The 24,356-nt window shown below is 70.2% G+C and carries 22 protein-coding genes and 2 riboswitches; of the genes, 9 read left to right on the top strand and 13 right to left on the bottom strand.

The window, feature by feature from the left end; genetic code table 11:
• Nucleotides 1-62: 62 nt before the first annotated feature.
• Nucleotides 63-536 (top strand): cysteine dioxygenase, encoded by a 474-nt coding sequence (locus tag OWR29_RS05755; protein WP_267561445.1) that lies wholly within the window; start codon nucleotides 63-65, stop codon nucleotides 534-536.
• Nucleotides 530-937, top strand: a complete 408-nt coding sequence (locus OWR29_RS05750; RefSeq protein ID WP_267561444.1) for a rhodanese-like domain-containing protein — start codon at nucleotides 530-532, stop codon at nucleotides 935-937. The genes OWR29_RS05755 and OWR29_RS05750 overlap by 7 nt, the downstream gene beginning before the upstream one ends.
• Here OWR29_RS05750 and OWR29_RS05745 read toward each other — a convergent pair.
• Entirely contained in the window at nucleotides 931-2,589 is a 1,659-nt protein-coding gene (locus tag OWR29_RS05745) for an MFS transporter (RefSeq protein ID WP_267561443.1), read from the bottom strand. The genes OWR29_RS05750 and OWR29_RS05745 overlap by 7 nt on opposite strands.
• A 90-nt stretch (nucleotides 2,590-2,679) precedes the next feature.
• On the opposite strand from OWR29_RS05745, the gene OWR29_RS05740 reads away from it, so the two are divergent.
• Nucleotides 2,680-3,390, top strand: a complete 711-nt coding sequence (locus OWR29_RS05740; protein ID WP_267561442.1) for a TetR/AcrR family transcriptional regulator — start codon at nucleotides 2,680-2,682, stop codon at nucleotides 3,388-3,390.
• A gap of 55 nt (nucleotides 3,391-3,445) precedes the next feature.
• Nucleotides 3,446-5,002, top strand: coding sequence for a GGDEF domain-containing protein (locus OWR29_RS05735; protein ID WP_267561441.1), 1,557 nt, complete (start codon nucleotides 3,446-3,448; stop codon nucleotides 5,000-5,002).
• On the opposite strand, the gene OWR29_RS05730 is transcribed toward OWR29_RS05735, so the two are convergent.
• Both OWR29_RS05730 and OWR29_RS05725 read right to left on the bottom strand, forming a co-directional pair.
• Nucleotides 5,003-5,548: a hypothetical protein gene (locus OWR29_RS05730; protein WP_267561440.1), complete on the bottom strand. Its 546-nt coding sequence runs from the start codon at nucleotides 5,546-5,548 to the stop codon at nucleotides 5,003-5,005.
• A gap of 43 nt (nucleotides 5,549-5,591) precedes the next feature.
• Entirely contained in the window at nucleotides 5,592-6,590 is a 999-nt protein-coding gene (locus OWR29_RS05725; protein ID WP_267561439.1) for a LacI family DNA-binding transcriptional regulator, read from the bottom strand.
• Nucleotides 6,591-6,663: 73 nt separating this feature from the next.
• Between OWR29_RS05725 and OWR29_RS05720 the strand changes: the two genes are divergently transcribed.
• Entirely contained in the window at nucleotides 6,664-7,902 is a 1,239-nt protein-coding gene (locus OWR29_RS05720) for an MFS transporter (protein ID WP_267561438.1), read from the top strand.
• A gap of 24 nt (nucleotides 7,903-7,926) precedes the next feature.
• Here OWR29_RS05720 and OWR29_RS05715 read toward each other — a convergent pair whose 3' ends face one another.
• Both OWR29_RS05715 and OWR29_RS05710 read right to left on the bottom strand, forming a co-directional pair.
• Nucleotides 7,927-8,232, bottom strand: a complete 306-nt coding sequence (locus OWR29_RS05715) for an Atu4866 domain-containing protein (protein ID WP_267561437.1) — start codon at nucleotides 8,230-8,232, stop codon at nucleotides 7,927-7,929.
• 90 nt (nucleotides 8,233-8,322) lie between these two features.
• Complete coding sequence (locus OWR29_RS05710) at nucleotides 8,323-8,925, bottom strand: TetR/AcrR family transcriptional regulator (RefSeq protein ID WP_267561436.1); 603 nt, start codon at nucleotides 8,923-8,925, stop codon at nucleotides 8,323-8,325.
• 178 nt (nucleotides 8,926-9,103) lie between these two features.
• Between OWR29_RS05710 and OWR29_RS05705 the strand changes: the two genes are divergently transcribed.
• Entirely contained in the window at nucleotides 9,104-10,000 is an 897-nt protein-coding gene (locus tag OWR29_RS05705) for an ABC transporter permease (RefSeq protein ID WP_267561435.1), read from the top strand.
• A gap of 41 nt (nucleotides 10,001-10,041) precedes the next feature.
• Nucleotides 10,042-10,815: an ABC transporter ATP-binding protein gene (locus OWR29_RS05700; protein ID WP_267561433.1), complete on the top strand. Its 774-nt coding sequence runs from the start codon at nucleotides 10,042-10,044 to the stop codon at nucleotides 10,813-10,815.
• 154 nt (nucleotides 10,816-10,969) lie between these two features.
• On the opposite strand, the gene OWR29_RS05695 is transcribed toward OWR29_RS05700, so the two are convergent.
• A complete protein-coding gene (locus OWR29_RS05695) occupies nucleotides 10,970-12,010 on the bottom strand; it encodes a coiled-coil domain-containing protein (RefSeq protein ID WP_267561432.1) in 1,041 nt (346 codons plus the stop codon).
• A 3-nt stretch (nucleotides 12,011-12,013) separates the two neighbouring features.
• Nucleotides 12,014-12,164, bottom strand: a riboswitch (cyclic di-AMP (ydaO/yuaA leader).
• A 210-nt stretch (nucleotides 12,165-12,374) separates the two neighbouring features.
• Nucleotides 12,375-12,508, top strand: a riboswitch (cyclic di-AMP (ydaO/yuaA leader).
• Between the two features lie 3 nt (nucleotides 12,509-12,511).
• Here OWR29_RS05695 and OWR29_RS05690 point away from each other — a divergent pair.
• Complete coding sequence (locus tag OWR29_RS05690; protein ID WP_267561431.1) at nucleotides 12,512-13,543, top strand: coiled-coil domain-containing protein; 1,032 nt, start codon at nucleotides 12,512-12,514, stop codon at nucleotides 13,541-13,543.
• 66 nt (nucleotides 13,544-13,609) lie between these two features.
• On the opposite strand, the gene OWR29_RS05685 is transcribed toward OWR29_RS05690, so the two are convergent.
• From OWR29_RS05685 to OWR29_RS05655, 7 genes are all read right to left on the bottom strand, one after another.
• The gene (locus OWR29_RS05685; RefSeq protein ID WP_267561430.1) at nucleotides 13,610-15,973 is read right to left on the bottom strand and encodes a glycoside hydrolase family 65 protein; all 2,364 of its coding nucleotides are present in this window, start codon (nucleotides 15,971-15,973) and stop codon (nucleotides 13,610-13,612) included.
• Between the two features lie 61 nt (nucleotides 15,974-16,034).
• Nucleotides 16,035-16,775 carry an HAD family hydrolase gene (locus OWR29_RS05680; protein WP_267561429.1) on the bottom strand — a complete coding sequence of 247 codons (741 nt, stop codon included), beginning with the start codon at nucleotides 16,773-16,775 and terminating at the stop codon, nucleotides 16,035-16,037.
• An 87-nt stretch (nucleotides 16,776-16,862) separates the two neighbouring features.
• Entirely contained in the window at nucleotides 16,863-17,357 is a 495-nt protein-coding gene (locus tag OWR29_RS05675; protein WP_267561428.1) for an ATP-binding protein, read from the bottom strand.
• 68 nt (nucleotides 17,358-17,425) lie between these two features.
• Nucleotides 17,426-18,328, bottom strand: coding sequence for a hypothetical protein (locus OWR29_RS05670; RefSeq protein ID WP_267561427.1), 903 nt, complete (start codon nucleotides 18,326-18,328; stop codon nucleotides 17,426-17,428).
• Between the two features lie 103 nt (nucleotides 18,329-18,431).
• Nucleotides 18,432-19,736, bottom strand: coding sequence for an ABC transporter ATP-binding protein (locus OWR29_RS05665; RefSeq protein WP_267561426.1), 1,305 nt, complete (start codon nucleotides 19,734-19,736; stop codon nucleotides 18,432-18,434).
• Nucleotides 19,737-19,869: 133 nt separating this feature from the next.
• On the bottom strand, nucleotides 19,870-22,020 hold the full coding sequence (locus OWR29_RS05660; RefSeq protein ID WP_267561425.1) for a bifunctional glycosyltransferase/CDP-glycerol:glycerophosphate glycerophosphotransferase: 2,151 nt from the start codon (nucleotides 22,018-22,020) through the stop codon (nucleotides 19,870-19,872).
• Entirely contained in the window at nucleotides 22,017-23,867 is a 1,851-nt protein-coding gene (locus OWR29_RS05655; RefSeq protein WP_267561423.1) for a DUF5941 domain-containing protein, read from the bottom strand. The genes OWR29_RS05660 and OWR29_RS05655 overlap by 4 nt, the downstream gene beginning before the upstream one ends.
• A gap of 286 nt (nucleotides 23,868-24,153) precedes the next feature.
• Between OWR29_RS05655 and OWR29_RS05650 the strand changes: the two genes are divergently transcribed.
• On the top strand, nucleotides 24,154-24,342 hold the full coding sequence (locus OWR29_RS05650; protein WP_267561422.1) for a PspC domain-containing protein: 189 nt from the start codon (nucleotides 24,154-24,156) through the stop codon (nucleotides 24,340-24,342).
• Nucleotides 24,343-24,356 lie beyond the last annotated feature (14 nt).

The following is a 24,356-nucleotide window of genomic DNA, read 5'->3' as shown; positions in this document are numbered from 1 at the left end:
GCGGTAGTGTGGCCCTAAACCTACTGGACTGATAGGCAATGTATAAAAAGCGAGGAGCTCCCGTGACAGTCGTCGACGCCCGTCCCGACCATCTCGCCGCCGCCGCCCGCTTCGCCGCCGCTCCCGAGCAGTGGCCGGTCGCCCCGCGGTTCAACCCGGTCGACCGGTGGTACCACCGGCTGCATGTCGCCGACGACCACGAGGTCTGGCTGCTGACCTGGCTGCCCGGTCAGGGCACCGAGTGGCACGACCACGGCGGCTCGGCCGGCGCCTTCCACGTCTTCGGCGGCACGCTCACCGAGGACACAGTGGTCGTGGCCGACGGCCGCCCGCCCCGCGTCACCTCACGCGAACTGGGCGAGGGGGCCGGCCGCCGGTTCGGCAGTCACCACGTCCACCGCATGACCAACCGCTCCGGCCGCCCGGCGATCAGCGTGCACGTCTACGGCCCGGCCCTCACGACGATGACCAAGTACCGCCTCGCCGCCGCGGGGCTCGAGGTGCTCGAGGTCGAACGGGCCGGTGCGCAATGGTGACCGCGGCCCCCGCCGGCTCCCTCGGCATCGACCAGATCCTGGCCAACGCGCGGGCCCGGCTCACCCGGGTCGGCCCGGCCGAGACGGCCGCCGCCCTGGGCCGTGGGGCCGTCCTGATCGACATCCGGCCGGCCGCCCAGCGCGCCCAGTTCGGCGAGATCCCCGGCGCCGTCGTCATCGAACGCAACGTGCTGGAGTGGCGGCTCGACCCGCGCAGCGACGCCCGGCTGCCCTTCGCCGGCTCGTACGACCTGGAAGTGATCGTCACCTGCCAGGAGGGCTACACCAGCAGCCTGGCCGCCGCTGCCCTGCAGGACCTCGGCCTGTGGCGGGCCACCGACCTCGACGGCGGTTTCGCCGCCTGGCGCGACGCCGGCCTGCCGACGACCCGGAGTCAGTGAGCTTCCGCGTCGGGACGGGCCCGCCTCGGCAAGAGGAACGACAGTCCGAAAGCGAGCGCCAGCAGCAGGAACGAGACCCCGGCGGTCCCGATCGTCGCGTCCTGGAACCCGGCCCGCACCTTGTCCTGGGCGAACGCCTGCAGCTCAGGCTGTGCCGGGGCGTTCCGGCAACTTGGCGGGGTCACGTCGGGGTCGTCCTCGGCCGTGCGGTCGCGCAGGCAGTCACGCAGGCTCAACGCCACCGCGTTCTGCGCGTCCGCCGGCACACCGGCGGCCGTCAGCACCGTACGAAGTTCGGCCCTCGAGTCGTCGACGTGCCGGGCGACCTGACCGGGCACCAGCGCGAAGAAGATCGTGCCGAGCATCGCGAGGCCGAACGCCCCGCCGAGCTGCTGCACCGAGGTGAGCGCGCCCGCGGCTGAGCCCGTCTCCTCGTCGTCCACACCGGCCAGCACGATGTTGAAGAACGGGGCCATGGCCAGGCCCATCCCCGCGCCGATCAGCACCAGCGCCGGGCTCAGCCGCCACGGGCTGATCGCCGCCCCGGCCAGCCCGACCGTGAGCATGAAGCCGAGCGTGCCCGCCATCATCACCGCGGTGCCGATCAGCAGCAGCTTGCGGCCGAGCCGCTCGCTGAGCCCGACGCCGGCCGCCACGAACCCGGCCACCGTGCCCAGCGCCTGCGGCAGCGTGGTCAGGCCGGCCTTCAGCGGCGAGTAGCCGAGCCCGATCTGCAGATAGAAGGTGAAGACCAGACCGGTGCCGATCAGTGCCGCGAAGAACACCAACCCGACCGCCAGCCCGCCGCTGAACGCACGCTTACGGAACAGGCTCGGGGTGACCAGCGGGTCGAGGCCCCGCCGCTCGCGACGGCCCTCGTAGATCGCGAACAGCCCGAAGACGATCACGCCGACCGCCAGCAGCGCGAAGCACCACACCGGCCAGTCCAGTTCCCGGCCCTGCACCAGCGGATACAACAGCAGGAAGGCGCCGACGGCGGCCAGCGCCACGCCCAGCCAGTCGAGCCTCGGCGCGCGCTCACTCTTGAACTCGGGCAGGAACTTGATCGCGCCCAGCACGGCGAACAGGCCCAGCGGCAGGTTGATGATGAAGATCATGCGCCAGCCGGCCCCGAAGAAGTCGGCGTCGACCAGCCAGCCGGCCAGGATCGGCCCGGCCACCGAGGACAGGCCCAGCACCGGCCCGAACGCGCCGAACGCCTTGGCCTGCTCGGCCGGCGAGAACATTTGCTTGATCATGCCGAGGCCCTGCGGCAGCATGACCGCCCCGAACAGGCCCTGGACGGCGCGGGCGGCGATCAGCTGACTCGGTGTCTGCGCGAGGGCGCAGGCCAGCGAGGCGAGGGTGAAGCCGGCCGCGCCGATCAGGAACAGCCGGCGCCGCCCGTAGATATCGCCCAGCCGGCCGCCGGTGAGCAGGCCGATTGCCATGGCCAGCGTGTAGGCGGCGCCCAGCCATTGGACGAGGCTGTACGACCCGCCCAGTTCGGCGCGGATGGACGGTCCGGCGATGTTGGTGACGAGCGCGTCGAGAAGGTCCATCACCTCGACGGCCAGGATCACGAAGAGCGCGACCCAGCGGTAGCGGTAGGGCGCGCGCGGCGCCGCCGACCGCTCGAGTACGGCATCCATGACTACGACCTCTCCCCCGACGAACGGTGTTCGTTTGACGAACACCGTTCTACGCGCGAACAGTGTTCGTGGCAAGGTAAATTCGCCTACGTGACAGAGCTGCCCTGGCCGCCCGGCGCCCGACCGTCCCGGCCCGCGAAGACTCCGCTGGTCCGGGAGCAGATCGTGCGGACCGCATTGCGGATCGTGCGGGACGAGGGGGTCGACGCCGTGAGCATGCGGCGGCTCGCGGGCGAGTTCGACACCGGGCCGTCGAGCCTCTATGCGCACGTACGCAACAAGGACGAGCTGCTTCAGCTGATGTTCGACGAGATGTGCGGCGAGGTCGGCGTACCGAAGCTCGATCCACCCCGCTGGAAGGAGCAGGTCAAGGAGCTCGCCCGGGCCGGGCACGCGGCGATGCTCAGCTACAACGACCTGGCCCGGGCCGCGCTCGCAACCATCCCCAGCGGCCCCAACGCGCTGCGCATCTCGGACGCGATGCTGGGCATGATGCTGGCCGGCGGCATCCCGCCGCGGATCGCCTCGCTGGCGCTCGACCGGATCTTTCTCTACATCACCGCCGACGCGTACGAGTACTCGATCTGGCGCCGGCAGGCGGTCGGCCGCGACAAGCAGACGTTCATCGACTCGATCAGCGACCAGTACTTCTCCTACCTCCAGCAGCTGCCGGCCGAGGCTTATCCGAACCTGGCCGAGCACGCCGAGTCCCTGATCGGCGGCGGGCCCGAGCTGCGCTTCGACCTCGGGCTGGAGCTGCTGGTCGACGGCTTGGACAAGTACGCGACACCGCCCGAGTGAGATAAGTCGATATCCCCTGTAGTTGATCGCGTCGTCCAGTGTTGATACTGGGACCATGGCGGGCGAGATCGGTTCGGGTGCGCGGCTGCCGGTGCCGGTCACCGTGAAGGGCCCGCTGCATCTGCTGGCGCTGCGCGTGCACCGGCTGGCCGACACCGGCCACGGTCACGAGGCGCTGCTGGCGGCCGACGCCTATCTGGCCATCGCGCACGCGGTCGGCGACCACCGCACGGTCCTGTTCCTGGTGCAGGGTCAGATGTACGCCAACCTCTACATGGGACGGCTGGTCGAGGCGGCTGACCTCGGCGATCGGCTGCTGCGGCTGCACCAGGCGGCCGGCTCGGCGCTGGGCGAGGCCAAGTGCCTGTGCGACCTGGCTCAGGTCGAGGTCCTGCGTGGACGGTATTTCCTGGCCATGCGCTACCTGGCCCGCGCCGCCGTGCTGCTCGATCAGCCGTACACCGATGTCGACCGGCGCATCTCGGCGCTCTGCTCCTTCGCCGAGGCGGCGACGGCGGCCGAGATGTACGAGACCGCCGCGACCACCTACGAGAAGCTGAGCATCACGCACGCCGGCTTCGGCCTGGTGCACGCGGCCACGCTGCTGCACTGGGGTCTGCGGCTGAGCCATGTCGGCCGGCACGACGAGGGCGCGACCCGGCTGCGGCGCAGCGCCGAGATCACCCGGCGCCACGTCGAGCAGCGCCCGGACGACATGGTGGCGTCGGCCATGCTCGCGCTCGCCCTGGCCAAGCTGGGCGACGTGGTTCCGGCCGAGAAGCTGGCCCGGGAGGCGGTGATGCCGCTGCGTCAGTCCGAGAATTTCCGGTACGCCCGGATGGCGCACCTGGCCCTCGGCATCAGCCTGCGCGCCCAGGGCGCCTTGGCCGAGGCCCGTACGGAATTCGTGGCTGCCCGCGAGTTGTGCGCCTTCGGCCCCCGCCCCGACGAGAAGCCGATCATCCGCTTCGAGATGGCGCTGACCGCGCTGGCCACCGACGACGGCCAGGCCGGGCGGGACATGTTCTCCGCGGTCGAGGGCCAGACCCGAGAGCTGTGGCGGCTGCGCATGCAACGGCTGGCCATGCTGCGCCAGGCCCGCCAGCGGGAGGAGTCGGAGGCGGCCCGCGAGCGCGCGGAGCGGGAAGTGCTGCGCGACCCGCTCACCGGGCTGGACAACCGGCGCCGGTTCGACCTGCTGATGGACCGCATCGACGAGGGCCGGGTGACGACCCCGCTGGTGCTGCTGATCGTGGACGTCGACCATTTCAAGGCGATCAATGACGCGTACTCGCACGCCGCCGGCGACCGCGCGCTGCGGGAGGTGGCCCGCATTCTGCGCGCCCACTGCCGGGCCGAGGACGTGCCGGTCCGGTACGCCGGCGACGAGTTCACCGTCTTCCTGCAGGGCGACCTGGCCGTCGGGCGTGAGGTGGCCGAGCGCATCCGGGCCGCCGTCGCCCGGACCGACATCATTCCCGGCGTCCGGCTCACCGTGAGCGTGGGACTGGCCGCCCTGGGCGAGGGCATGTCCGGCGAGACCCTGTTCCGTGAGGCCGACGACCGCCTGTACGCCGCCAAGTGGAGCGGCCGCAACACCATCGCGTCCTGATCAGTTCGGCTTCACCACGCCGGAACGGCCGCTGTAGAGGCTGCGCGAGTTGTCCGGGCCGCGCGGGGTGTCCGGGGCGTCGAGCCACACGATGTACGCCGCGCCCGACTTGAGCCCGCTGAGGGTGGCCGTGCCGGTGCAGCCACCGTCGGTGGTCACCGTCTGCCACTTCGGCTCGGGCTGGGCGCCGCTGACGATCTCCTGCGGCACGGCGGCCAGGCGGTAGACGTTGCCGTAGCGGGCCGGCCACTGGACCTTCAGCGAGCCCGCCCCCGGCGTCACGGTCATCGGGATGAGCACCTGGCCGATGTCCTCGTTCCAGGCGATCGCGCAGGCCGAGCTCTGGGGCAGGAACGAGACCGGCGGCAGGGCGGGCGGGAAGGTGCCGCTGAACTTGGTGGCCGGGCTCGACGTGGCGTTGCCCGGCTGGACGGTCACCCAGGCCGGGCCGGGCGTGGCGGCCGGGCTCGCGCTCGTCGACGGGCTCGAGCCGCCGCACGAGCCCAGCAGGAACGGCAGCACCGCGAGCACGAGAACTCGGCGCATGTTTCCCCCTCTCCCCTCCCGTTCGGCGCGGAGAGACGAGGGCTTAGGCGGCGGGCGGGCCGGTCGTCCCCCGGACCACCAGGCGGGGCGGGATCACCACCTCGCGGTGCACGATCTGCGCGCCGTCGATCCGTTCCACCGCGCGGGCCACGGCCAGGGTCGCCATGGTCTCGATGTCCTGCGCGACGGTGGTCAGGTCGATGTGCGCGAGCCGGCTGAAGCTGCTGTCGTCGTAGCCCACCACGCTGATGTCGCCCGGCACCGACAGCCCGTGCCGGCGCAGCACGTCGAGCAGGCCGGTGGCGCTCAGGTCGTTGAAGACGGTGACCGCGGTCGGCGGGTCGTCGAGCAGTTCCCGGGCCGCGCGCGCCCCGTCCTCCTCGCCGTAACCCCCGTTCACCACCCGCTCGTACGCCTGCAGGCCGTGCCGCCGCATGGCATCCCGATAGCCCTGGCGCCGCTCCGCCGACGACAGCCATCGTCCGCCGTCGACGTGCGCGATGTTCCGGTGCCCGAGCGCCACCAGGTGGTCGACGGCGAGGTGCAGGCCACGCCCGTCGTCGGTGCGCACGACATCGACCTGGCGCTGCCGGACCGTACGCATCATGGCCACCACCGGCAGCCGCCCGGCGAGGGTGGCGAGCTCGGCAGTGGGAATCTGGGGGCCCAGCAGCACGAGGGCGGCACATCGATCCTGAAGAAGACCCGCGATGGCCGTGCGTTCGTCGCGCCGGGGAGTGACGGCGCTCAGCGTCAACTCGTACCCGATCTTCTCGGCCGCGTCGTACAGCCCGGTCAGCAGGTCGTCGTGGAACGGGTGCATCACGCTGAACACCACCCCGAGCAGCCGGCTCTGGCCACTGCGCAGCAGGCGGGCCCGGCTGTCGGGCTGGTAGTCGAGCCGCCGCGCCACCTCGAGCACCCGGGCCCGCGTGGCCGCACTGGCGCCGGGCGCATCCCGCATGACGATCGAGACGAGCGCCACCGAGACACCGGCCGCCGCCGCCACATCGGCCAGGGTCGCGCGCCGCTCGCTGCTCATGCCCCGGGAATTTACCTGTGATCACTAGAACGTTCTACGGCTGACACGACTAGAACGTTCTAGAGTCGAGGACGTGGAGAACCTTACCGCCGGTCGCCGCTGGGCGGCCCTGCTCGCCCTGGCCCTGGGCGGCTTCGGCCTCGGCCTGACCGAGTTCGTGGCCATGGGCCTGCTGCCCAACCTCGCCCAGGATCTGCTGCCCGAGGCGTACGCCCGATCGGCCCCCGACGCGGTGGCCACGGCCGGATGGATGATCACGATCTACGCCTTGGGCGTGGTGGTCGGCGCGCCCACCATTGCCGCGCTGACCGCCCGCCTTCCCCGCCGGCGCTTGGTTCTCCTGCTGCTCTCGCTCTTCGTGGTCGGCACCGTCGCCTCGGCCTTGGCCCCCACGTTCGCGCTGGTGCTGGCCGGTCGCTTCGCGGCCGCCCTGGCCCACGGCGCCTACTTCGGCGCGGCCGGCCTGCTGGCGGCGTCGATGCTCGGACCCGGCAGCCAGGGCAAGAGCTTCGCGATCGTGCTGGGCGGGCTCACCGCGGCCAACGTGTTCGGCGTGCCCCTGATCACCGCCCTGGGCCAGGCCGCCGGCTGGCGTGCCGCCTACCTGGCGGTCGCCGGCGTCTTCGCCTTCACGCTGCTCTTCGTGCTGTTCACGGTGCCCGAGGTGGCCGCGGCCCCCGGCGGCTCGCCGCGCGCCGAACTGGCCGCCTTCAAGTCCCCGCACGTCTGGCTGGCCGCCGCGGTGGCCGCCGTCGGCTTCGGCGGGTTCTTCGCGGTCAACAGCTACATCGCCCCGGTCACGACGCACGTGACGGGCCTGTCCGAGTCGTACGTGCCCTGGGTCCTGGCCGTGATGGGCCTCGGCATGACGGCCGGCAACGCGCTGGGCGGTTTCGCCGCCGACCACAACCTCAAGCGCAGCGTCCTGCTCGGCTTCGTGGCCATGATCGCCACCATCACGCTGTTCGGCCTGGTCGCCCGCAACCCGATCGGCCTGTTCGCGGGCGTCTTCCTGGTCGGCGTGGCCGCCCTGTTCATCGGCCCCGCCCTGCAGGCCCGCCTGATCGCCGTGGCCCCCACCGCCCAGCTCATGGGGGCCGCGGTCAACCAGTCGGCCTCCAACGTCGCCAACAGCGCCGGAGCCGCCCTGGGCGGCGTGGTGATCGCCGCCGGCTGGGGCTACCTGTCCTCGGTCTGGATCGGCGTGGCCCTGGCCGCCGCCGGCCTCGCCCTGGCCGTCCTCAGCTTCCGCCTCGACCCGGCCCCCACGCCCACCGAGGCGCCCGACCACCGAGAGCCCGCCGTGATCTGACGCCTATCGGGCTCGAAGGTTCAGTCAGGCGGTGCGGCCGAGGCGGTGGCCGGCCATCTCGAGCACGCCGTCGCCCACGGCAACCGGCGTGTGCAGGCCGGAATCATCGCTGAGGGTCAGCGTGCGGCCGGCGAGGAAGTACGTGCCCTGCGGCCGGCGCTTGCGTCCCGCCACCTTCCCCGCGTACGTTCCGTCAGTCCTGATATCCAGACGAACCGTGCCATCCGCGCTGAGCCATTGACCGACCGGCGCCGAGACCGCGACCTCGGCCAGGGCGGTCGCGAAAAGGGCGGAAGCGTCCAGAACGGCGGTGTCCACGTGCTGCTGCATGAAGGCTCCGGGGTCAGAGGGCGGGGAGCCCTCCCCTTCGGCAGCCGCGGGCCCGCCTCGCGGCGAACCGCCGGTGCAAGCCGGTTGCGTTCAGCCCGCCGTGCTCCGGAGCGCGGCCGTGACCGCCGCCATCAGCTTTTCCAGGTACGCCTCGTCGGGCTTGCTGCGCGACACGGCCAGCCGCCAGTAGAGCGGGCCCAGGATCAGGTCGACGGCCAGGTCCGGGTCGGTTCCCTGAGGCAGTTCGCCCCGGGCCACGGCCTGACCGACCAGACTTTCGCCGACGGCCTGCTGGTGGGTGCGCAGCGCCTTCTGGAGGGTTTCGGCGATCTGCGGGTTGCGGGCCGCCTCGGCCATCAGGTCGGGAATGATCTGGGACGCGATCCGGTGTTGCAGGGCCCGGTTCACGATCATCATGATGAGCTGGAGGTCGCCGGCGAAGCTGCCGGTGTCGGGCAGCGGCACGCTGCGGCCGGCCACGTCCGACACGATCTCGAGCACCATCTCGAGTTTGTTGCTCCAGCGCCGGTAGATCGCGGTTTTCCCGACGCCGGCCCGGCGGGCCACAGCCTCGATCGAGAGCCGGCCGTAACCCACCTCGGCCAGCTCGTACATCACGGCGTCGCGGATGGCCACGGTGATGTCGCTCCGCAGCACGGCCGCCCCAGCAGGTGCACGCTTTCCTGTCGCCACACGGTCACTATACGCCAGGACGTTACGGTTGCGTTCCGCCGTTTGGTCCGATAACCTCTCCGGACGTCGATACGAAGCCGTTCCATCGGCAGCGACTTGACATGCTGCTTAAGTGTTCTCGCCTAAGGAACCAGGGCCCAGCACCCCGCACGGGCCGACGAGATCGGAGCACCACCCCATGGCTCAGACGGCGGTTGCCGATTCCGACACCGGGCCATCGCTCAAAGAGCTGGCTCGGAGTCATGGCCTGACGAAGGCCGGGCGCCTGCCCAGCCTGCCGGAATACACCCGGCACCTGTGGTCGTACCGGCACTTCATCGCCGCTTTCGCCAACGCGAAGGTGAACGCGTCGCTGGGCAGCACCAAGCTCGGTGTCGTCTGGCAGCTCCTGACCCCGCTGATCAACGCCGGGGTGTACTACCTGATCTTCGGTGTTCTGATCAACACCAAGCAGGACGTCGACAACTTCATCGCGTACCTGTGCGCCGGCGTCTTCATCTTCGGGTTCACCCAGTCGGTGGTGCAGGCGGGCTCCCAGTCGATCACGTCGAACATCGCGATGATCCGGGCCCTGCACTTCCCCCGGGCCAGCCTGCCCATCGCGGTCAGCCTGGTCGAGGTGCGCAACATGATCGCCTCGATGATCGTGCTGATCGCGATCGTGCTGCTGACCGGCGAGCCGATCACGCTGCAGTGGCTGCTGCTGCTCCCGGCCCTGCTGCTCCAGACGATCTTCAACACCGGCCTGGCCCTGTTCGTGGCCCGGCTGATCTCCAAGATCACCGACATCCGCCAGCTCATTCCCTACATCCTGCGCATCTGGATGTACGGGTCGGCCGTGCTCTACCCGGTCACGTTCTTCGCCGAGCGGATCCACGGCTGGCAGCTCGCGCTGGTCGAGTCCAACCCGATGCTGATCTACATCGAGCTGGTCCGGCACGCGCTGATGGAGAACGTCGAGCTGGCCACCTCGGCCCCGCTGCTGTGGCTGCAGGCGGCCATCTGGACCGCGCTCGTCGGCTTCGGCGGCTACGTCTACTTCTGGCGCGGAGAAAAGGGTTACGGCCGTGGCTGACCAGCGGGGCATCGCGAAGCGCGCAGAGAAGGGACACGGCCGTGGCTGACCAGCGGGAACCAACCGTCATCGCGGACAACGCGCACATCGTCTACCGCATCTACGGCTCGGTCGCGCCCGGCGCCAACACGCCGCTGGCCAGCCTCAAGCGGATCGTGACGGGCAAGAAGAGCGCAGCCGTACGCGAAGTGCACGCGGTCAAGGGGGTCAGCTTCATCGCCTACCGGGGTGAGGCGATCGGCCTGATCGGCACCAACGGCTCCGGCAAGTCGACGCTGCTGCGGGCGATCGCCGGGCTGCTGCCGGTGGAGCGCGGCGGCGGCATCTACGCGGCCGGCCAGCCGTCCCTCCTGGGGGTGAACGCGGCCCTGATGAACGACCTGTCGGGCGAGCGGAACGTCGAACTCGGCTGCCTCGCCATGGGCATGACGCCGGCCCAGGTCAAGGAGCAGGCGCCCGGCATCATCGAGTTCTCCGGCATCAACGACCGGGGCGACTTCAGCTCGCTGCCGATGAAGACGTACTCGTCGGGCATGTCGGCCCGGCTGCGGTTCTCGATCGCCGCCGCCAAGAAGCACGACGTGCTGCTGATCGACGAGGCGCTGGCCACCGGCGACGCCAAGTTCCGTAAGCGCAGCGAGCAGCGGGTGCGCGACCTGCGCAAAGAGGCCGGCACGGTGTTCCTGGTGAGCCACAGCGAGCAGTCGATCCGGGACACGTGCGAGCGCAGCATCTGGCTCGAGTCGGGCGTGATCCGAGCCGACGGCCCAACCGACGACGTCCTGAAGGAATACGAGACCTACGTCAACAAATAGACGTAAGCCTCGCACGCTGAGCCTGATGGCTCCGCTTCGCTCCGCGGGCGATCGCCTTGTAACCGGTGAGATGGGGCGCGATTTTCCGCCGTCCGCAAACCCCGCGGCCGTCGAAAAACCGAGCCCCATCTCACCGGCGGCGCTCGCGACTTAATTAGCGCACAGAGAGATGGACGTGGTTCGTGTGGTCGCTGGAAGGGTCTCCGTTGCCTCGGGAGTACGCCTTCCAGCCACTACTCGGTAGCCAGATGCGTTTGAACCAGATGACGTAGAGCACGCCCAGCCGGCTCGAGTTGTTGATGAAGTAGTTGGCCAGATCCGTGCCGTACGCCTTGTCACCGCCCGACGCGACCCCGCCGAACCCCTTCTTCTCGGCCGCGAAGTCGCACGCCTGCCCCTTCGGGTGCTCACCGCTGTTCTGGTGGCGGAAACATGCCACGTAGCGGGTGAACCCGTCGGCCTGGGCCTGCTTGAGCGCGTGCAGCATGCGCGGTGTGATGCAGCCGTTGGTGGTCGGGTCGTTCTCGGTGCAGCCCTCGTTGGGCAGCGAGCCGTCCTTGTTCCGCGGGGCCGCGGTGGCCTTGTCGCTCGATCCGGCCTGCTTGTCGGACGGCTCGTCGGCATCCCCACCCGTGTTGGCCGCCTTCAGCGCGGCCTCGGCCTGCACCTTGCGCTTGGCCATCAGGTTGACCTGTTTGACCTGGTTGCGCACCTCGGCGTCGATGGCCAGCTTGGCCCGCTGCTGCGCGTCCCGGTTGGCCTTGAGGTCGGCCACGGCGGCGTTCTCTTTGACCGCCACGGTTTCCAGGGTCTCGGCCCGGTCGAGGAAGCTGCCGGACGAGCTGGCCGTGAGCAGCGCCGTCATCGGGCCGAGCCGGCCCGTCCGGTACGACTGCTGGACGATCTCGTCGATCGCGGCCTGCCGCGGCCCGAGTTCGGCATCGAGTTGTTTGACCCGCGCGGCCAGCTGTGTCTGCCGCTTGCGGGAGAGTTCCAGCGCCTCTTTGGCCTCGACGAAGCCCTTGGAGGCCGCCTCGAGTTGCTGGATGAGCGACTTGGGGGCGCCTTCGCCGTCGTCGCCGTTGTCGCCGGGCGCCGCCGCGGCCGGACCGGCCACCGCGACCATGAGGCCGGAGATCGCGACGAGCAGCGCCGTTATGGACGCCAATCTTCGCCGGACAGTGTTGTGCCGCACACCTGTTCCTTCCGTCGGCCGCCGACCGAGTTAGCTGACGGGTTCGGGACGGAAGTGATCCCTACCGCTGACGCGGATGCACCCCGGAAAGCTGAGCCAGCTTTCAAAATCGTGGTTCCCCGGCTCGCCGAAGGCGATTAGGCGGCGGCCTCCTGGGGGTGGAGACCGCCACCGACCATACCGAACTCATCGAACAATCGACAGTTATCGCACGCACCGCAATTCGTTCACAACTAGCTGTCACGGCCGTCACAGAATGTGTCGGAACGAATACGAAATTGCCTTTCCGCGGCGCTGAAGCTACGCGAACTCTCGGGTAAACTGGCCGCCGGTTCTGCCACCTAGGCGCCGCCCCCGAGGTGCCGGCAGGCCACCGCCCAATCGCCGCGAGGCGAGCCGGGGAACCAGGTCAGTGGGGTGCATCCGCGTCAAGCGGTAGGGATCGCTTCCGTCCCGAACCCGTCAGCTAACCCGGTCGGCGGTTTACCGGAAGGAACTGCATTGACCGTACGACCCCGCCGGTGGCTGATGCTTGCCCTGGCGCCGATCGTGGCCCTGTCCTTCTTGGCCGCACCCGCCTCCCCGGCGATGGCCGAGCCCGGTGACGGCGCCTCCGCCACCCCCGACGAGTCAGGCGGTTCGGTCGGCAAGAACGCGACTCTGGACGACGTCATCGAGTCCTCCAACCGCCGCTTCGTCGCGGCCAAGGCCGCGGTGGCGAAGTCGACGACGGCCCAGAAGAAGCTGGCCAACGACATCAGACTGGCCGAGGGCCGGCGCCTCGCGCTGCTGCCCGAGGTCAACGCGATCGCCGGCCAGCAGTACCGCACCGGCCACCTCGGCACGGCCGGCTTCCTGCTCGGCAGCCAGGGCTCGAGCGACTTCCTGCGCAAGGCGGTCTCGCTCGAAGAGATCAACACCCTGCAGGACCGCAAGCTGGCCGAGCTGAACAAGGTCATCGACGAGGTCAACTCGAAGAAGGCCGCGCTCGACGCCGAGGTCCGCAAGCAGCAGACCAACCTGGTCGCGATGCGCAAGCAGAAGGACGCCGCCAACAAGGCGCTCGCGCTGGTCGGTGGCGAGAGCCTGACCCAGGGCGTCGTGCTGGCCAAGTCGCCGGTGGCCGCGCCCGCGCCGCGTGACTCGAACGGTGGCTTCGCCAGCCTGCCCTGCAACGTCGACGACCCGACGACCGGCGGCTGCATCACCGCGCGCACGCTGCACATGTACAAAGAGGTCAAGAAGGCCGGCTTCGACAGATTCGTCGGCTGCCATCGCGACGGCGGGCCGTTCGAGCATCCGAAGGGCCGGGCCTGCGACTGGTCGTTGCAAGATCGGGGCTTCGCGGTCGCGCACAACGCCGACATGAAGACCTACGGCAACAACCTCATGGCATTCCTCGTGCGTAATGCCGACCGCCTCGGCATCTACTACGTGATCTGGTACAAGCAGATCTGGTTCCCGACCCGGGGCTGGAGCACTTACCACGGTCCGAGTGCGCACACCGACCATGTGCACGTGTCGATGCTTTAAAGAATTTCCCTGTACGACGAAAAGGGCCCCGGATTTCTCCGGGGCCCTTTCTCGTTGTCCGCCCGCTTACGACGTCGCGCGTCGCACCGGGGCCCGGCCGGCCGGCTGGGTCGGCGCCGGGCCGACCGGGTGGGCCGGCGGGATCGGCACGGTCACCGGCTTCACCTGGGTGACCTCGACGTCCTTGCCGTGATGCTGCACCACCAGGCGGGCCGAGCCGCCGCCGTTGCGCAGCGAGTAGGTGACGTCCTCGGCGGTCACGTTCACCCGCAGCCGCAGCCCGCGCCAGAGCAGCGAGAACTCCAGGTTGTTGATGCGGCTGGGCAGGCGCGGCGAGAACGACAGCTGACCGTTGAAGTCGCGCATGCCGCCCAGGCCGGCCACCAGCGAGATCCAGGTTCCGGCCAGCGACGCGATGTGCAGGCCGTCCCGCGAGTTCTGGTGCAGGTCGTGCAGGTCCATCAGGGCGGCCTCGCCCAGATAGTCGTGGGCCAGCTCGAGGTGGCCCACCTCGGCCGCCAGCACCGCCTGCACACAGGCCGAGAGCGAGGAGTCCCGGACCGTACGGGCGTCGTAGTAGGCGAAGTTGCGCGCCTTCTCCTCCGGCGTGAACGCGTCACCCCTGATGTACATCGCCATGACCAGGTCGGCCTGCTTGACCACCTGCTTGCGGTACAGGTCGAAGTACGGGTAGTTCAGCAGCAGCGGGTAGGCCTCGGGCGGAGTGTTCTCGAAGTCCCACTCCTGCAGCCGGGTGAAGCCCTCGGACTGCTGGTGCACGCCCAGCTCTTTGTCGAACGGGATGTGCACCGAGGCCGCCGCGTCCCGCCAGCTCGCCGTCTCCTCGTCGTCCACGCCCAGCTTGCGGGCGAGGTCGGGGTGGCGCTTGGCCGCGTCGGCCGCGGTCATCAGGTTCTGCTGGGCCAGCAGGTTGGTGTAGATGTTGTCGTCGACCACGGCCGTGTACTCGTCCGGGCCGGTGACGCCGTCGATGTGGAAGCGCCCGTGCCGGTCGTGGTGCCCCAGCGAGCGCCACAGCCGTGCGGTCTCGACCAGCAGCTCCAGGCCGACCTCACGCTCGAAGTCGTAGTCGCCGGTGGCCTGCACGTAGCGGCGGACGGCGTCGGCGATGTCGGCCCCGATGTGGAAGCCCGCCGTGCCGGCCGGCCAGTACGCCGAGCACTCCTGCCCGCGGATGGTGCGCCACGGGAAGGCGGCGCCCTGCAGGCCGAGCGTCTGCGCCCGCTCCCGGGCCAGGTCGAGCGTCGAGTGCCGCCAGCGCAGCACGTCGGCCGCCGCGGACGGCTGGGTGTACGTCAGGGCGGGCAGCACGAAGGTCTCGGCGTCCCAGAACGTGTGGCCGTCGTAGCCGGGGCCGGACAGGCCCTTGGAGCCGATCGGTCGCTGCTCGGCCCGGGCGCCCGCCTGCAGCGTGTGGAACAGCCCGAAGCGGACCGCCTGCTGCACCTCGGGGTCGCCCTCGACCTTGACGTCGGAGTGGTCCCAAAAGGCGTCCAGGTAGTCGCGCTGCGCCTCGACCAGGCCCTCCCAGCCGTCCAGCCGGGCGCTGGCCAGCGCCGCGCCGACCTGGTCGCGCACGGCGGGCAGGGAGCGGTGGCTGGACCAGCCGTACGCGGCCAGCTTGACCACCCGCAGCTTCTGACCGGGCTCGAGCTTGCAGGCGACGGTCGTGCGCAGCCAGTCCGGGTGGCCCTCGGTGGTCACCGCGTGCTTGCCGGGCGTCTCGACAAGGTGTTCCATGGCCGCCGCCATGCGCAGGTCGCTCGCCTTGGTGCGGTGCACCAGCAGGCCGCCGGTGCGCTGCTCAAGCAGCTCCTCGGCCTGCAGCGGGTGGTCGAGGACGGCGGCGACGCGCGGGTCTTTGCTCATCGGCGGGAGCTGCTCGTTGGCGACCAGCTCGGACTGCAGGATGAGCCGCGACGGCCCGTCGAGCGGCTCGACCTCGTACAGGAAAGCGACGACGGCCCGCTGGGTGAACGAGACCATGCGCACGGTGCGCACACGGATCGCCTGGCCCGACGGGGACACCCACTCGACGGTGCGCTCGAGCGTGCCGGCCCGCAGGTCGAGCACCCGCTCGTGCGACCGCAGCTCGCCGTAGCGCACGTCGAACGGCTCGTCGTCGACCAGCAGCCGCATGAGCTTGGCGTTGGTCACGTTGACCATCGTCTGGCCCGACTCGGGGAAGCCGTAACCGGCCTCGGCGTACGGCAGCGGCCGGAGCTCGTAGAACGAGTTCAGGTAGGTGCCGGGCAGACCGTGCGGCTCGCCCTCGTCCAGGTTTCCGCGTATCCCGATGTGACCGTTGGCCAGCGCGAACACCGACTCGGACTGGGCCAGCAGGTCCAGGTCGAGTCGCGTCTCCCGGATGTGCCAGGGGTCGACGGGATAGGCCCGTTCACGGATCACGGTGGTGCCTCTCGCAAATGAGAAAGGTGAAAGTCTTGAAGATATAAACGCTGATACGCGTTCAGCGCGTCAGGATTTCGGACAGGTCGGTGACCACAATGTCGGCGCCGTTGTCCAGAAGGGCCTGAGTCTGACCCACGCGGTCAACCCCGATGGTGATCCCGAACTTGCCGGCGTGACCCGCCGCGACCCCGGCCAGCGCGTCCTCGTACACAGCGCAGTTCTCGGGCGGGAGTCCGAGCTGCTCGGCGGCGTACAGGAACGTGTCGGGGGCAGGCTTGCCAGGCAAGTTTCGCTCACGGGCGGTCACCCCGTCCACGCGTACCTCTATGAGGTCCGCGATACCGGCCGCCTCGAGCACGTCCTTGCAGTTGGCGCTCGCGGAGACCACGGCCCGGCGCAGGCCGGCGTCCCGCGCGGCTGTCAGATAGGCGACCGATCCGTCGTAGACCTGGACGGCGCCCTCCTTGATCTTCTGCAGGACGAGGAGGTTCTTGCGGTTGCCGACGCCGTTGACGGTCTGCAGGTCGGGACCGTCGTCCGGGCTGCCTTCGGGAAGGGTGATCTGCCGAGAGGCCAGGAAGGTGCGAACACCGTCGGCGCGCTGCCGGCCATCGACGTATTTGTGATAGTCGGCGCCGGAGTCGAAGGGCACGAACTCTTGCCCGTGCTGCGCCGACCACTTCTCGAGGAACTCGTCGAAGGTCAGCTTCCAGGCAGCATTGTGCACAAGGGCGGTCTGGGTGAGCACGCCGTCAAGATCGAAAAGGCAGGCGGTCACGTGAGGAGGTAGTCCGAGCACGCGCCCAATGTAGTCGCCCCCGGGCACCCGTGAGTCCGGAAGGGCTGCTTCACGTTTTGACGGCGGGTTTACGGCCTGTTCAAAGTGCTATTGCGGACCCGTGTCGACCGGCGTGGCGAGTAAGATCCGCAACCCGATCGTGGTACCGATCGGGCCGGTCGCCACGGTCACCTCGTCGCACAGCTGATAGGCGAGCCAGATGCCCCGGCCGCCCACCTCGAACGCCTCGGGAACCTCGGGGATCTCGGGAGTGGCCAGGAACCGCGCCGGGATGCCGGGGCCGGAGTCGGTGACCGAGCACCACGCCGAGCCGCCGGCCACCCAGAGCGCCAGCCGGCCGTTGCCGCCGGCGTGCAGCACGACGTTGGTGACGACCTCGTTGACGGCCAGGATGAAGCCGTGCAGCCGGTCGCCGTCGAGCCCGGCCTCGCGCAGCCGGGCCGAGACCTCGTGGCGCACCAGGGTGATGTCGTCGCGGCCGAAGCGCCGGTCGGCCAGCCGACCGGCCCTGGGCGACGGCTCGGCGAGGACCGCCTCCGTCACCGGAGCCGGCCGCACACCCTGCTTCACTGTGTCCTCCACCGTGGTGCAGCCTACGCGGTGTGCCACCGTGGTGGCACCACGCGTCCATGATCAGCCCCCGAAGGAAATCAGAACAGGTCGGCGATCGTCCGGAAGATCTCGGCGTAGAAGTTGCCGTCGATGTCCCGATACAGGCTGAAGCCCTTGTCCGGGCTGCCGAAGAACGGCCGCAGCGTCCACGCCAGCTGAGTGCCGACGAAGCCGAAGAGCAGGATCCAGATGTAGAGCAGGCTCATGCTGGGCGGAGTCGAGGCCCCGGCCGGCTGAAGCGGACGCTGTCGCGGGTGCTGCTGCGCGAAGCCGGGCGGCGGGATCTGCACGGTCGGCGGCTGAACCGGCATCGGGACCGGAGCCGGACCCGCGGCCGGCGCCGCGCCGTTCGTCGTGGCTTCGGCCGCCACCAGCTCCTTGACCGGCTCCGGGGCCGGGGCCGGAGCGGGGGCAGCAACGGCGGGCTCGGCGACCTTCGGGGCGAGCAGCCCGTGCTCGTTGAGCACCTTCATGCCGCCGGTCAGGAAGCGCAGCCCGACCAGCGCTGACAGGCCCAGGATGGCCACGTTGAGCAGCTTGAAGAAGGCGTAGTCGGGCGCCGTGATCAGGAAGAACAGGCTGATCGGGGCGAACGCCAGGGCCAGCATGGCGGTCACGGTCAGCGCCACCATGACCAGCGAGAGCGACTGCCGGATCGACAGCCGGGCCCCGAAGACCAGGTTGAACAGGTAGAGCGTGGGCAGGCAGATGGCGAGCGTGACCATGAACAGCAGCGGCAGCTTCACCGCCGAGGTCAGGGCCATCAGCACGCTGTGAAAAGAGCCGAGCACCGCGCCGTAGACGGCGAGGGCCACCACCGAGCTGACCAGCATCTGGCCGGCGAGCCGCGGTAGCTCGCGGTCCTCCACGATCTGCTGCCAGATGCCCTGTTTGTCGCGCAGGATGCGCTCGATAACCAAGAGTCCGGACGCGTTCGCCACGTGCCTACCCCCTAGGTCGGGTCCGTATCGTCGATACGCCATCGCACCGACGTGTGGGCGGAACGGTACGCCATGGGTGCAACGAAGGGGAAGTGTCGAAGTTTCAGCGCCAGCCGACGTCGATGCGGTCGCCGCGCTCGTCGAAGAAGTGAAGCGCGTCCATGCGGACGGCCACCGACAGCGGATGGCCGGCCGACACCGGCGGGTAGGGCGCCAGCCGTACGCCCAATTCGGCCGGACGGCGGTGATGCCGGCCCGGGTCGTTGAGCACGCTCTCGGGCCCTGACTCGCGAGCAGCGCCGTCGGAGGAGCCGTTCGAGCGCCCGGCCAGCCGCTGCAGGGCCCCGCCGATCCGCTTGAGCGGGCTGTCGGCCGGCACCTCGTCGTCGCGGGCCCGCGCGCCGGGGTCGTCCAGCACGATCGCGGTGGCGCCGATGTCGAGGAACGCCAGCGACTCGTGCCCGTGGTGCTCCAGGTAGCGGATCCGGCCCCGCAGCACGTCGCCCGGCACGTCGGGGGCGACGGGAGTAAGCGCCTCGGCCCGCATCCCGACCACGATCCGCTCGCCGTGGTAGTGCGACACCGCCCGGGCCCGGATGTCGTTCCAGGGCAGGTAGAGCGCCTGCTCGCCGAAGTTGAGCTCGATGTAGCGCTCGAGGTGCACGTAGACCGCCGCCTCGAGCAGGTTCATCCGCGGGGCGCCGAGGAAGGCCGCCACATAGAGGGTGGCCGGTCGCCCGTACACCTCGGTCGGCGTGCCGATGTCCTGCAGGACGCCCTTGCGCATGATCGCCACCCGGTCGGCCATGGTCAGCGCCTCGGCCTGGTCGTGGGTGACGTACATGGTGGTGACGCCGAGCTCGCGGGTCAGCCCGGTGATCTCGGCCCGCAGCTCGGCCCGCAGGCCGCTGTCCAGATTGGACAGCGGCTCGTCCATCAGGAACAGGCCGGGCCGGCGCACGATGGCGCGGCCCATCGCGACCCGCTGCCGCTGGCCTCCGGAGAGCTGGCTCGGCTTGCGGCGCAGCACGTCCCCGATGCCCAGGGCGGACGCCACGTCACCGACCCGCTCGACCCGGGGCGTGGGCTCGACGCCGGACAGCTTGAGCGGGAAGCCGATGTTGTCGCCCACCGTCATGTGCGGGTAGAGGGCGAAATCCTGGAAGACCATGGCGATGCTGCGGTCGCGCGGCGCCAGCTCGAGCACCGGATCGCCGTTGAGCAGGATGTCGCCCTCGGTCGGGTCCTCGAGCCCGGCGATCATCCGGAGGATCGTGGATTTTCCGCAGCCCGACGGCCCGAGGAGAACCAGGAACTCACCGTCGTCGACGTCCAGGCTGACGTGGTTGACGGCCACCGTGCCGTCAGGCCACACCTTGGTGACGTCCTTGAGCGAGACGGTCGACACCGCCTACCTCCCCTGCCGGGCAACATCAATGTGATCCCGGTCCCACGACGGCCGGCGATCGGCCTAATTTGACGAGGAGTATCGATGTCACACCATCGGGTAAAGGTGCCATTTGCACTGGGTAACGGCGTAGTTACTGCTTTTTGTCGAGGAAAACCCGGCGGACGACACGCTCGGCGGCATGCCCGTCGTCGAGCGAACAGAAGCGCTTGCGGAACTTCGACCGCACCGAGGCGGCCGATTCGTCGGCATATGCCCCACTGTGGAACAGGCCGATCAGGGCCGGATACCCGGTGGTGACCGCCCCCGGCGGCTCGGCGAGCAGATCGAAGTAGACGCCCCGGACGTCCCGGTAGACCGGCCAGTCCGGCGCGAAAATAACTACCGGCCGGTCGAGCACGGCGAAATCGAACATCGCCGACGAGTAGTCGGTCAGCAGAACGTCGGCCGCGAGGTAGAGATCCTCAACCACCGGATGGTCCGAGACGTCGACCGCGGCGCCCGACGCGGGCTCGGCCGGCGTGGTGAAGTAGTGCTCGCGGACCAGCAGGGTCGTGTCCGGCCCGAGCTCTTCGGCGAACCGCTCGGTGTCGAGAACCCGGCGCCCGGGCGGCAGCCACTCGCGGTGCGTGGGCATGTAGAGCACCACCCGCCGGTCGGCCGGGATGCCGAGTCTTTCCCGGGCGGCGGCGCTGTCGGCGGCCGTCGCGGCGGCCAGCCGGTCGTTGCGCGGATAACCCACCTCGAGCGTCTCGTGGGCGCTCGGATAGGCCGACTCCCACGCCACCGTGGTGAACGGGTTGGCCGTGACGCTGAAGTCCCACCGGTCGGCCCGGCGCATCTGGGCCTGGAAGTCCGGATCCTTCACACCGGCCGGGTGGTCGGCCTGATCGGCGCCCATCTTCTTCAGCGGGGTGCCGTGGTGGGTCATCACGTGCGTGGTGCCGCGGCGCTTGACCAGGCGGTTGGGCCAGTTGACGTTGTTGACCAGGTAGCGGGCCCGGGCGATCGCGCGGTAGTAGGGCAGGGTGCCGGCGACCACGTGCTCGACGCCGGGCGGCATGGATTTCGCGTACGGCTCGGCGACCACCCACACCGGCCGCAGGTGCGGCGCCAGCTCGGCCGCCTTGGCGGCGATCGCAGCCGGGTTGCAGGTGACCCCGCGGAACCAGTACGCGCCATACAGCGCAAGCGACTGGTCGACCGGCAGCCGCCGCTGCACCCGGTAGTAGACCTGCCCCGCGGCCTGCCGGGCGCGCCGCTTGACCCATCCGGCGGTCCGCCGCAGCACCCGCTTGCCCCGCCGCGCCTGAGCGATAGTGAAGTCGAACAGCCGCATCGACCGGTAGGAGCCGCGGGCCACCATGCGGTAGCGCACGCCCTCGGCCCGCGCGGGAACCGGGTAGCCGGCCGGCGGCAGGTACGTCTTGTACATTTCGGACATTCGCCCGAAGAACCGGGCCCGCGACTCGCGCGGCACCCGGGCGTCGTGCCGCAGCACCCGCAGGAAGTGCCAGATCATCCGCCGGAAGAGCAGGCCGCGCACCTCGTCGGTGGGCGAGGCGTACTTGGTGGCCAGGGCCTGCGCGTGCTCCCAGTGGTCGAAGACCTCGAAGTGCCGGTCGCCGACGGTCCGGGTGATCGCGCCGGTGCGCCGCTGCCGGTAGTGCACGCACGTGCGGGGCAGGGTGCTGATCCGCGGGGCGGCCAGCATCACCGGGAACGAGAACGACACGTCCTCGTACCAGCCGGCCTCGAACACGAAGCCGAGGCGCAGCAGGAACTCGCGCCGCACCACCTTGTTCCAGGCGACGTGCAGGATGTTGAGCACCTGGGGCCACTGCTCGACCGAGAAGACGTCGGGCGCCGCGGCCAGCGACTTGCGAGCCGTGCCGGCCTGCACCCGGCCGTCCCAGTGCACCCTGTCCCAGCCGACGATCAGCAGGTCGGCGTCGGTCTCCCGCAGGCGCTCGGCGGCCGCGTTCAGCGTGCCCTCGGAGAGCCAGTCGTCGGAGTCGACGAACCAGACGTACTCGCCGGTGGCGTGTTCGAGGCCCAGGTTGCGGGCGCGGCCCAGGCCCACGTTCTCGGGGGCGGTCACCACGCGTACGCGGGGGTCGCGCGCGGCGTACTCGGCCAGGATGGCGCCGCTGTAGTCGGGCGACCGGTCGTCGACCGCGACCACCTCGAAGTCGGTGAACGACTGGCTCAGCACCGAGTCGAGGCACTGCCGCAGATAGCCCTGCACCTTGTAGACGGGCAGGACGATGCTCAGGAAGGTCACGGGCGGGAGCCACCTGTCCGCCAGTCGGCGATCGTGTTGACGAGGAACATGCCGCCGACCAGCACGGCCACCACCACCATGCCCGCGGTCGGGATCCCGGCCAGGGCGGCGGCGGTCAGTAGCACGACCCGGCCGTCCCAGCCGAACGGGTCACCCGTGGCCCGGCCGGCCGGGGTGCCCTTCTCCATCCGGGCGACCAGGTCGTAGTGGTGCAGCGTCAGCATGAAGACGAGCAGGTAGACGACGGGCGTCGGCACCGAGCCGGAGACCCCGACGGCCACCACGAAGAGGTATTCGGCGGCACGCAGGGCGGCCGGGATCAGCCAGTCGAGCGGGCCGCCGTGCCGGGCCCGGGCGGGCAGACCGGCCCCGAGCACCAGCAGGGCCACCACAACCAGGGCGACCTTGGCGGGCGGCTCGAGCCAGCCGGCGAGCAGAGCCACGACCAGGGCCAGGGCCGCTATAGCGGCGAGCGCAGCAAAGGCCAGGGGGACCGGCACTTTGGCCCGTCCGACGATCTTCCGGACCAGAAAACCGTCGTCGCGGAACCGGGCCGTGTCCACTTTGTCGAGCACGCCGATCCGCATGCTCAACGCTCGCAGAGAGCGCAGGCCCAGCGTGTACGCGAAGGCGAAGAGCCCGCAGACGACCATGCCGGCCAGCGCGATCCGCCCGTTCGTGAAGATGGCCAGCACCGACAGCAGCGCCCAGCGCTCGCCGATCGGGAAGACGACGATCCGCTTGAGCCAGTACGCGACCGAGCCGGTGTCGCCCTGCACCCGGGTCGAGGCCGCGCTCAGCCGGGCCCCGACGCCGCCGGCCGCCTGCGGGCGCGGGTGGGCCGCGGCCTCGTCGTGCAGCGCGCCGTACCAGGCGTCGGTCATGTGCCGCACGGTCTGCAGCACGATCGCCGTGATGGCCAGCGGCCACGCGTACGGGATGCCGACCCGCTCGGCGCCCGCGGCCAGCCCGGCGTACGCCGCGTACTCCTTGGCCCGGTCGGCCATCGTGTCGAGCCAGCCGCCGAACGCCCCGAACCGCCGCGTGTAACGGGCCAGTTGACCGTCGACGCAGTCGAGCACGAAGCCCAGGTAGAGCAGGATGCCACCGGCGATCAGGGCCGGCCGCGAGGCCTGCCAGAAGGCGAGTGCGGCGGCCACGGCGAACAGGACCGAGATGAACGTGACCCCGCTGGGGGTCAGGCGCAGGCGGGCGGCGGCCTTGGTGACGTACGGGGACCAGGTGCTGACCGCGTACGTCGTGAAGAAGTCGTCCTTCTCTTTGACCGCCATCCGCAGGCGGGCCTTGTCCTCGTCGACGGCGGCGACCTCGGCCCGCGTCCGGCTCAGCTCGGCGTGGTCGTGCACCAGCTCGGCCCGCAGCAGGCGCAGCGGCGTGGCCACCGGCACCAGGCCGGCCTCGAGCAACGCGGGCAGCAGGTCGGGGCGGTCGGCCACCTTGGCCAGCACGGTCAGGTCGGCCGGGGCGACCCAGATCGCCCCGCCGTAGCGCACCGTCCCCGGCCCGTCGGTGGCCGGGAGGATCTTGCCGCGGTCGTCGCGCAGGTCGCCGGTCGGGTCGGGCACCACCAGGGCGGTGGTGCGGCCGGCCGGCTCGGTGGCCAGCATCCATAGCAGAGCGGGATGCGCGACCAGATTGCCCGCGCAGATCAACACGCCCTCGTGCGACTGCTGCGCCCGCTTCACCACCTCGGGCAGAGCCGACTGCCCGGTTTCGACCGCGCTCGCGCCGGCCGCGCGCAGAGCGGCGGTGAGCTCGTCGGCCAGCTGGGCCGACTCGGCGGGATCGAGACCGGGACCGGCACTGGTCAGGACGGCTAGCGTCACCGGGAAGTCACCGTGCGCCTCCAAGGGTGGGCAGCGAAGAGACGGGGCTGCGGCGTGCACTTCGAGGAAAGATCCGGGACGCCGTCGCTCGACCTGCGGCACGCGGGAGCGCCCGAGAAGCCGGAAATCGGCACCCAGGTTAACAGCGGATAGCGCGAGGGTACGGGTCACCCTTACGGGAGCCGGGTCGCCCTTCTCCACCTGGGGACCGAGGGCGGACGGTCACCGCGCCCATACCGTTGAACAGGAACCGGCGGAACAGCCGGAACCTTGGATAAGGAGTGAAGTGACTGTGACTCGCCGTCTCGCTCGCCCCCGGGACGACCGCTGGGTCGCCGGTGTCTGCGCCGGTCTGGCCCGCCGCTTCGGCGTGTCGCCGGGCGTCATGCGGCTGATCTTCGTGGTCTCGATCCTGCTGCCCGGCCCGCAGGTGCTGATCTACTTCATCCTCTGGGCCCTGCTGCCCAACGAGTAACCCCCAGACCACCG

Source organism: Paractinoplanes pyxinae (assembly GCF_026626335.1).
GTDB lineage: Bacteria > Actinomycetota > Actinomycetes > Mycobacteriales > Micromonosporaceae > Actinoplanes > Actinoplanes pyxinae.
Note: the sequence above shows the minus strand (reverse complement) of the source record. Positions and strands in the feature narration are given on the sequence as shown.

Coding starts and splice junctions, on each gene's coding strand:
- OWR29_RS05730 (WP_267561440.1), bottom strand. CDS start 5,548: ATGCGCCGAGTTCTCGTGCTCGCGGTGCTGCCGTTCCTGCTGGGCTCG.
- OWR29_RS05725 (WP_267561439.1), bottom strand. CDS start 6,590: ATGAGCAGCGAGCGGCGCGCGACCCTGGCCGATGTGGCGGCGGCGGCC.
- OWR29_RS05735 (WP_267561441.1), top strand. CDS start 3,446: ATGGCGGGCGAGATCGGTTCGGGTGCGCGGCTGCCGGTGCCGGTCACC.
- OWR29_RS05715 (WP_267561437.1), bottom strand. CDS start 8,232: ATGCAGCAGCACGTGGACACCGCCGTTCTGGACGCTTCCGCCCTTTTC.
- OWR29_RS05745 (WP_267561443.1), bottom strand. CDS start 2,589: ATGGATGCCGTACTCGAGCGGTCGGCGGCGCCGCGCGCGCCCTACCGC.
- OWR29_RS05750 (WP_267561444.1), top strand. CDS start 530: ATGGTGACCGCGGCCCCCGCCGGCTCCCTCGGCATCGACCAGATCCTG.
- OWR29_RS05705 (WP_267561435.1), top strand. CDS start 9,104: ATGGCTCAGACGGCGGTTGCCGATTCCGACACCGGGCCATCGCTCAAA.